8 protein-coding genes are annotated in these 7,915 nt (G+C 58.6%); 5 read left to right on the top strand and 3 right to left on the bottom strand.

Going from position 1 to position 7,915, the window contains the following annotated elements; genetic code table 11:
- Positions 1–573 (top strand): plasmid replication protein RepC (repC, locus tag PM04_RS15405; RefSeq protein WP_038008467.1); only part of this gene is annotated, 573 nt, incomplete at its 5' end.
- A gap of 656 nt (positions 574–1,229) precedes the next feature.
- Here repC and PM04_RS18260 read toward each other — a convergent pair.
- Positions 1,230–1,430 carry an RES family NAD+ phosphorylase gene (locus PM04_RS18260; protein WP_234702898.1) on the bottom strand — a complete coding sequence of 67 codons (201 nt, stop codon included), beginning with the start codon at positions 1,428–1,430 and terminating at the stop codon, positions 1,230–1,232.
- A gap of 71 nt (positions 1,431–1,501) precedes the next feature.
- Positions 1,502–1,852 carry an MbcA/ParS/Xre antitoxin family protein gene (locus PM04_RS15395; RefSeq protein ID WP_038008466.1) on the bottom strand — a complete coding sequence of 117 codons (351 nt, stop codon included), beginning with the start codon at positions 1,850–1,852 and terminating at the stop codon, positions 1,502–1,504.
- A gap of 171 nt (positions 1,853–2,023) precedes the next feature.
- Here PM04_RS15395 and PM04_RS15390 point away from each other — a divergent pair, with 171 nt between their 5' ends.
- Together PM04_RS15390 and PM04_RS15385 are read left to right on the top strand one after the other, a co-directional pair.
- Positions 2,024–3,118 (top strand): Fic family protein, encoded by a 1,095-nt coding sequence (locus PM04_RS15390; RefSeq protein ID WP_038008463.1) that lies wholly within the window; start codon positions 2,024–2,026, stop codon positions 3,116–3,118.
- Between the two features lie 355 nt (positions 3,119–3,473).
- A complete protein-coding gene (locus tag PM04_RS15385; RefSeq protein ID WP_038008460.1) occupies positions 3,474–4,412 on the top strand; it encodes an ArdC family protein in 939 nt (312 codons plus the stop codon).
- An 85-nt stretch (positions 4,413–4,497) separates the two neighbouring features.
- Here PM04_RS15385 and PM04_RS15380 read toward each other — a convergent pair whose 3' ends face one another.
- The gene (locus tag PM04_RS15380; protein ID WP_038008459.1) at positions 4,498–5,130 is read right to left on the bottom strand and encodes a LysE family translocator; all 633 of its coding nucleotides are present in this window, start codon (positions 5,128–5,130) and stop codon (positions 4,498–4,500) included.
- 231 nt (positions 5,131–5,361) lie between these two features.
- On the opposite strand from PM04_RS15380, the gene PM04_RS15375 reads away from it, so the two are divergent.
- Complete coding sequence (locus PM04_RS15375; RefSeq protein ID WP_038008456.1) at positions 5,362–5,751, top strand: DUF3768 domain-containing protein; 390 nt, start codon at positions 5,362–5,364, stop codon at positions 5,749–5,751.
- A gap of 155 nt (positions 5,752–5,906) precedes the next feature.
- On the top strand, positions 5,907–7,889 hold the full coding sequence (locus PM04_RS15370) for a ParB/RepB/Spo0J family partition protein (protein WP_038008454.1): 1,983 nt from the start codon (positions 5,907–5,909) through the stop codon (positions 7,887–7,889).
- Positions 7,890–7,915: the final 26 nt, after the last annotated feature.

Raw genomic sequence — 7,915 nt, 5'->3', positions numbered from 1 at the left:
GCTTTGGGGTCAGCTTTAGATCGCGCCCGAAGCCTTCTGGATGGCTGTGAAACAGAAAATATGAGCACCAATGATGCTGTTTCTGAGCAGCACTATCAGAATTCAAATAAAGACTCTAATGATCTTGAACCTCGCTTAGAAAAAGCGGGGGGCGGCGGCGTTGCGGGCGAAATTCCGGAAGTGGCCGATAGCCTTCTGTGTTCTGAAGATGGGGCCAACTCAACGGTAACTGCCGACGATCAACTAATGCCGAATATACCGCTTGGTCTCGTCCTCGCCTGCTGTCAGGAATTCAAAGCCTATTCCGAGCAGCCCGTGCGCCACTGGCACGATCTGGTCCGGGTAGCTGATGTGGTCAGGCCCATGATGGGTATTTCGCCTTCCGCGTGGGACGAGGCGAAACGCTATATGGGCCCCGAGGAGGCGTCTGTTGTCATCGTTGCAATGCTTGAACGGTTTGCGGATATCCGATCACCCGGAGGCTACTTGAGAACCCTATCTTCAAAGGCAGCAATTGGGGAGTTCTCCTGCGGACCGATGATTATGGCCTTGATGCGGCGGGATGCTGCATGATGAGTTCACAGCTGTGAACTTGGCTGACAAGAAGGATCGCTCGGGATGGTTCACAGTTGTGAACTTCTATCCAACACGGTCAGAGGCTGCGCTCGCGGACTTGGACAGAAAGAGGATACTTCGATTGTCAGCCACACGGGCAGGGCACCATAACCAAGCAGGTTTGCAAGGAGCCGCTCTCGATTATCCAAAGGAAATGCCGACAGGAAAGGCACCTTCGATAACGTGGAACTCAAGCCTCCCGCAGCGGTCAGATTGTTTGGGCTGCTTCGAGTTGTGTGTTCAGAGGTATTGGGAACGGTTCGGATGTCACCATGACTCAGGGTAACTTGCAAAAGAAAGCCTGCATTCAGTTCTGATGCTCCCAATCGAAGACTATCTGCAAATCCATCGTCGGTGAGGCCGGGACCAGCGGATTAGATCTTTGAAAGACGGTCTTCGTCGTCAACGACAATAAGGCCGCAACCTTGGTTGCTCCAGTTCCACAACACGATGTTGAAATCCGATGATGACGCGCCCTTCGCAAAACTTTGGATCAGAAGCGTCCCAAAGCGATCCGCTATGAGAACGCTTGCTAAATTCGGTGTCGGAACAGGTCGGCCATCGTGCATCTCCATGCGCCATGCAGGGTCGGCAAGCATCGCCTCGGTTGCGTTTTACCGGTCAAGTCCGTCCTGATCGCGGGTATCGAAAATCGGCCCAAGGTAGGCCTTGTAGGACACCAGGATCGTGGGTTGCAGGCTGCCGACCTGGTTGGTCTCCCGAAATGCAGTCGTTGGGTCCAGCGAGGTGTAGAGGGCGAGGGTGCCCTTGGCGTTAAAGCGCCCTCCACAGAGATCAGCGCCTCGTCCGGACAAGGGTTCACGCGCCTAGACCGGGTTCAGGGCGCGATAGGGCGGCCCTGTGTAGCGCCCATCTTTCAGCGGCATCAGGCAAAGACGCCCGCATCAACCGCATCGATATATTCCAGAACTTGCTGCGCTTTGCCTTCCCGCACAAGCTGCATGGCTGTCCGGCCACCAAAGCCGGGCAGGGGCTCTGAACGGTACCATGCATAGGCCATCAGTTCCGAGCCGCAGCGGGGTTCGACCTTTTTCAGCACCTCTACCAATTCGCGCAGGCGGCGCTGTGTCTTGTCCGAACCGATGCGCGCTCGGCTCTGTAACGCGTCTTTGCCCAAGCCGACGGTCAGTGCGATCTCTTCTGTTGATGTGCGTAGAACCGCAGCGATCTTGCGCGGTTCGAATTGCCCAGCTTCAGCAAAGTTCATGATGTGCATGAGCTATTTTCCTACAGTGATACTGACGAAATTTAGCGGCATTATTGCTGAAATTAAAGTTCCAGGTCGAGCATGCGGAGATTGCCGCTCTTATTCTCCGCACCCTCTGCGGTGCTTGCAGTTGTCTTGCGGAGATTGTGCCGTATAATCTCCGCAAGGAATGCGCAAAATATGACTTACATTCACGAACTCCCTGATTGGCCCCAGTTTACCTGGGACAAGGCCAAACTGTCTTCACAACTTGCTGCGGTCCGTCACCGCCAAGGCAAACTCTTGGGGCGCATGGAGGGTCTTGGCTTCGATCTTCAGAGCGAGGCGATGCTCAGAACACTGACCAGTGATGTCGTCAAAAGCAGTGAGATCGAGGGGGAGACGCTCGACAAGGATCAGGTTCGCTCATCTATCGCAAAGCGGTTGGGTCTGGAAATTGGTGGACTGATCCCGTCTGATCGCCATGTTGATGGAGTTGTCGAGATGATGCTGGACGCGACCCAAGCGTATGACCAGCCACTGGACGCGGAGCGTCTGTTCGGCTGGCATGCGGCTCTCTTTCCAACCGGGCGAAGCGGAATGACCCGGATCAGGGTAGGGGGGTGGCGTGATGGTCCCATGGAGGTTGTATCAGGACCTTATGGCCGCGAACGCGTGCATTTTGAGGCGCCGGGCGCTGAACGGTTAGACCCTGAAATGGCGCGCTTCCTGACTTGGTTTAATCAGTCCTCCGAGGCGGATCCCGTCATACATGCCGCCATCGCTCATCTGTGGTTTGTCACCATCCACCCCTTCGATGATGGCAATGGGCGCATTGCGCGCGCGATTGCAGACATGGCCTTGGCGCGATCCGAAGGCAGCGCCCAGCGGTTCTACAGCATGTCGACGCAAATCCGACAGGAGCGGAGCGACTATTACGACATGCTCGAGAAAACGCAGAAAGGCGGGCTTGATGTCACGGCGTGGCTCGTTTGGTTCCTGGCTTGCCTGGACCGCGCATTCGATGGTGCCGAGATCATCCTTGAGGCCGTGTTCCGGAAGGCGCGGTTCTGGGAGAAATACGGAGCGGCGAACATAAACGACCGGCAGCGGGACATACTGAGCCGCCTGCTGGATGGGTTCGAAGGCAAACTCACGACGTCAAAATATGCAAAGATCGCAAAGTGTTCGCAGGACACGGCCTATCGCGACATCCTTGATCTGATCGACTTGGGCGCCTTGGAGAAAGATGAGGCTGGTGGACGCAGCACCAGCTATTCCCTGACGGCGACCTAAAAAGGCTTGTCACAGGCGAAGCCCGAAACGCCGACTCCATGGAGGTATTCGTCAAGCTCCGGTGAGACCTGCCGGTTTGGGAAAGTCCTAAATCATTGGTAAATATTGTAAATCATAAGGTTTAAGGACTTCTTTGCCGATGTGCGTTGCCGATCTTTGGGTGCAGTATGCAATGAAGGTGAACCGCGGTTTTGACGGCCCCAGAATTCCTCAGCCTGTGCCTCCGGGTTGGCAGAAAGGGAAAGTGTCCTTCCGGTTTTGTGACTGACAGATGAGGGACCTTGGGGGTCCCTCGGACGGGTCCGGGCCGGGCTCCGGTCTGTCTTTCTCACCAAAACTCGAAAGGACGCCAGCCATGGCCCGATCCCGCACGCCCAAATTCGATGCCTCCGAGGTCATCACCAACGAAATCATCCGCATCATCGAGCGCGGCGTCCTGCCGTGGCGCAAGCCCTGGACCGCAGGTGGCAGCTCTCGACCCCTGCGCGTGGGCGGTGAGCCCTACCAGGGGGTCAACAACTTCCTTCTGACCATGCGCACCGTGATGGCGGGTCATAGCTCGCCCTTCTGGATGACGCTTCCGCAGGCCAATGCCTTGGATGCAAAGGTTCGCAAGGGCGAGAAGTCGTCTATCGTTGTCTACTACGGCCAAAGCCGAAAAGGCGCTGGCGGCGAGGATGATCAGGAGGAGAGCGATGATCAGTCCGAGGAGGCGCGCATCTTCCGCTTCCAGAAATCCTACCGCGTGTTCAATGCTTGCCAGATCGAGGGCTTGCCCGAGAGCTTCTATCCCGACCCTGAGCTAACGCCTGAACATCCGCCGTCCGAACCCATCCCGCACATGCAGGCGTTTTTCGACGCCATCGACATCACGACCGTCTTCACAGGGACGGAAGCATACTATTTGCCACCCGTAGACAAGGTGTTCATGCCATCCGTTTCGCGGTTCGAAAACCCGCGGAACTTCTACGGGGTCTGGGCGCATGAGCTCGCCCATGCCACCAAGGCGCGCCATCGGCTGAACCGCGACTACGGTCTCTCGCGCTTCGGCAACACGGCCTATGCCCGCGAAGAGATCGTCGCCGAGCTGACCTCGGTGTTCCTTGGCCAGACGCTCGGCTTTACGGCCCATACGCTCGAGCTGAACGCGGCGTATCTCTACAATTGGCTGCGCGTTCTACGCTCTGACAAGAACGCGATCTTCAAGCACGCCGCTGACGCGCAGCGCGCTTGTGACTACCTGATCGCACGGTCGGAGGCGGGTAGGGCAGGGGAGGACGCCGAGGCCGCATGAGCACCGGTCGGTTGCTCACTACAGACCACTTCCGACTAATGTTCGTACCCGGCTGGCGCGAGGCATAGAGGAGTGCAATCGCTCTTCAGCGCCGATCCATTGCGAGGTTGGCGCCAAGTGCCACCAGGATGCTTCCGCCAACCCGTTGTGCAATTCGATTTTCTGACCCTGAGGCCTTGAAAATCGCCGCAATCTTGTCGGCGAGAATGACGCATATCGCATCGGCGCTCGAAAACATGATGTTCACGATTGTTCCCAAAACGAGAAGTTGGAGCCAGATCGGAAATGCGGCGCTTGGATCTGCGAATTGGGGAAGAAATGCTACATAGAAGATTGCAGTTTTTGGATTAAGAACTTCGACTGAAACGCTCTCCCAAAAGGCACGTTTCGCACTCTTTTCGGTTGCTCCGACCATTTCCGACTGAGTGTCAATTTTGGTCAAGAACATTTTGATTCCAAGCCAGATCAGGTAGCCGGCGCCAGCCAATTTCAAAACCAAGTACAGTGTTGGAACCGCTTCAAACAGGAACGCAAGGCCGACAGCAGCCGCAAAAACGTGAACATATCCGCCGATATGGATCCCGAGAGCGGCAAACCAACCTGCTCGACGACCACGGGCTATGGTTTGCGCTGCGGCGTATAGTGTCGAAGGGCCAGGCATGTATGCAAAAATACTTGTCGCAATCAAAAAGGCTATGAGGAGTTCGAGTGATGGCATCTGAGTGCTTTCAGCAGTTCATTTGACGTTACGATAAGCATGAAAGACACGAATATCCACCAAGGAGTGGTGGGCGTCGCAGGGTTGGTGTGAAACGGATGTCGATTTGGTCTTGGTTGGTGTCTTTCTGGGTGTGGTTTGAAATAGTGTAGTGCTCTGGCAAGGCCACAACCGGGCAAAAGACAAAGCAGGCTTTGGGAAGGGTGTTTCAACTTCTCAACGGAGAGCCCAATGACCATCATCGCACAAGCCCAGACAGGCCGCCCGGATCCGAGTGTGATCGCGGCGCAGAACGACGCGTTTCGCAAGCTCGCTTGCCTTGGGGTGCCGCCCGCGCAGCCGATCCAGGGCCGCATGCATGTGACCCGCTCGATTATGGAGGCTGGCGACGGCTTCATGGCCGAGGCGGTGATGGCGACTGGTGAGTTTGCCGCGTTCGAGCCCGAGAATGACCCCGAGGGCTGGCATGATTTCGGGGCGGTCGAGATCCGAGGCGAGACCGTGTTCTGGAAACTGGATTTGTACGAAGCCGGTTCCGACTTCCGCTACGGGGCTGAGGCGCCGGACAACCCCGCCACCACCATGCGCGTTTTGACCATCATGAAGGCGTGCGACTGGTAGGGGAGGGGACACCCCCTTCTGACACCCCAAGAGATTAAGGCCCGCTGACCCTTCAAAGGGAGAGTGGGCCTTTTGTCGTTGTGATCCCCGCCCTTGGGGATTGACCGCGCATCTGAATGCGCGGGCCGCATCTAATCCATCGAGAAGGATATCCCATGACCGCAAGTTTCAAACCCGCTTCCGTCGCCATCGGCGATCTGACAGCTCACCCCGCCAATGTGCGCAGCAACTCGCCGGAAACCTACGACCCCGAGAACATCGCACATCTGAAAGCCAGCATCGCGGTGCTGGGCCTGCTCCAGCCGCTCCTGGTCCAGAAACTCGACGGCAAATACGCCGTGCTGGCGGGCGGGCGTCGTCACGCCGCGCTGAAGGAACTGATCTCGGACAAGGCCTCGAAGGGCTTCACCGCCAAGACCAAGATCGACTGCCGCCTCGTGCCCGAGGATTGCGACGTCACCACGGCTCTGTCGCTCGCCGAGAACATCACGCAAGCGCCGATGAATGCAATCGACGAGTTCGAGGCTTTCGCGCGGATGATGGAAGTCGACGGTCAGACGCCCGAGACCATCGCAAAGACCTTCGGCGCGACGGTTGCCGCCGTGAAAGGCCGGTTGCGCTATGGCCTGATCCACCCCGACATCCGCGCAGCGGCCCGGGCCAAAGTGATCACGCTCGACACGATGAAGGCCTTTGCCGAGCATCCCAGCCAGGAGGTGCAGAAGGAAGTCTTCGAGGCGCTCACCAAGGAGTACAGCTACCTGCAGGCCTATACTGTCCGTCAGGCGCTCAAATCCCGCGGGGTGCAGGTCAGCGACGATATCGGGGTTTTCGTGCGCGAAGACTACGAGGCGCGTGGCGGTGCCGTCGCGGCTGACCTTCTGGAAGAGCATTCCGTGCTCGAGGATGCGGCGCTGGTCGAGACTATCCTGCTCGAGAAACTCGGGGCTGCCGCTGAGCAGGCCCGCGCAAAACTGGGCTTTGCCTGGGCAGATGCGATGGTGCGCTATGATTACGCGACCATGGCCGACTACGGCCGCGTCTATCCCGGCCCGATCGAACCGGATGAAGAGGCACAGAAGCGCATCGACGAGATCACCACCGAGCTCGAGCAACTCCAGCTCGAGATGGAGGATGAGGGGCTCGAGGACGAAGCCTACAACGCGCTTTACGAGCGCGTGGACGCCTTGGAAGAGGAAGCCCGCGACCTGCAGGAGGCCTATAGCGCAGATGACCTCGCCCGCGCTGGTGTGATTGCGTCGTGGCAGGGTGGGCAGATCACCCTCCAAGTTGGCCTCGTCCGCCCGGAGGACACCGTCAAAGAGGAGGGCGCGCGCGGCTCCTCGGCTGGCCCGCCCGGAGAAGAAGCCCCGCACGCCGGCGAAATCACCTATCCAGCCTCACTGGCTGAGGACCTCAAGACCGAGCGGGCCATGGCCCTCGGGGCTGCCATGGCTCTGCATCCGGAGGCCACGCTTGATGTGACGCTCTTCAAGCTGGTCAGTGATGTTCTGGCTAGCGGCATGAGTGTCACGCAGGCGATCAAGATCGATGCCCGCAAGGAATACCGCAGCCATGCCAAGATGGACGAGATCGACGAGACCTCGCTCGAGCAGGTGGCGGCGGCGCATGATGCGCTTGATCTCTCCTGGCTCGATGACACCCGCGCGCCCGCCGATCAGTTCGCGGCGTTTCGCGCGCTGGAGGCAGGCGAGAAGGCCAAGCTCGTGGCCTATGCCACCGCCAGCACCACGCAGTCCTGCTTCGCGCGGGATCCTCGGCGCGACAGCCTGATGCATGCGTTCGAGATCGAGATCATGCCCGACATTCGCGCATATTGGACGCCGAATGCGGCGCTCTTCAACCGCTTCAAGAAGGCCTGGCTCCTGAAGATTCTCGGCGAGGATCTGGGTCTCGCCCAAGAGGCGGTGACGCTCGCCTCGTCGAGCAAGAAAGAGATCGTCGCCTTCTGCGACAAGCTCTTCGCCGAGCCTTTCGCCACACTCACGGACGCGCAGCGCGCTGCCGTGGCCACCTGGTGCCCGCCCATGATGCAGACCGCCGGTGTCGCCTGTGATGAGGCGGAGCCCGCTGCGGAAACCCCCGAGCCTGACAGCGAGGTCGCGCAAGCGGCCTGAGTCCTCACGCGACTCGCGCGAGGCAT

Origin of the sequence: Thalassobacter sp. 16PALIMAR09, assembly GCF_000765485.1 — a bacterium.
Taxonomy (GTDB): domain Bacteria; phylum Pseudomonadota; class Alphaproteobacteria; order Rhodobacterales; family Rhodobacteraceae; genus Thalassobacter; species Thalassobacter stenotrophicus.
The sequence above is the reverse complement of the archived record's forward strand: the minus strand, read 5'-3'. Positions and strand labels throughout refer to the sequence as shown.

What these genes read in the sequence shown, in the direction of transcription:
- PM04_RS15395 (WP_038008466.1), bottom strand. Translation starts at nt 1,852, where the DNA reads ATGCACATCATGAACTTTGCTGAAGCTGGGCAATTCGAACCGCGCAAG.
- PM04_RS15390 (WP_038008463.1), top strand. Translation starts at nt 2,024, where the DNA reads ATGACTTACATTCACGAACTCCCTGATTGGCCCCAGTTTACCTGGGAC.
- PM04_RS15385 (WP_038008460.1), top strand. Translation starts at nt 3,474, where the DNA reads ATGGCCCGATCCCGCACGCCCAAATTCGATGCCTCCGAGGTCATCACC.
- PM04_RS15380 (WP_038008459.1), bottom strand. Translation starts at nt 5,130, where the DNA reads ATGCCATCACTCGAACTCCTCATAGCCTTTTTGATTGCGACAAGTATT.
- PM04_RS15375 (WP_038008456.1), top strand. Translation starts at nt 5,362, where the DNA reads ATGACCATCATCGCACAAGCCCAGACAGGCCGCCCGGATCCGAGTGTG.
- PM04_RS15370 (WP_038008454.1), top strand. Translation starts at nt 5,907, where the DNA reads ATGACCGCAAGTTTCAAACCCGCTTCCGTCGCCATCGGCGATCTGACA.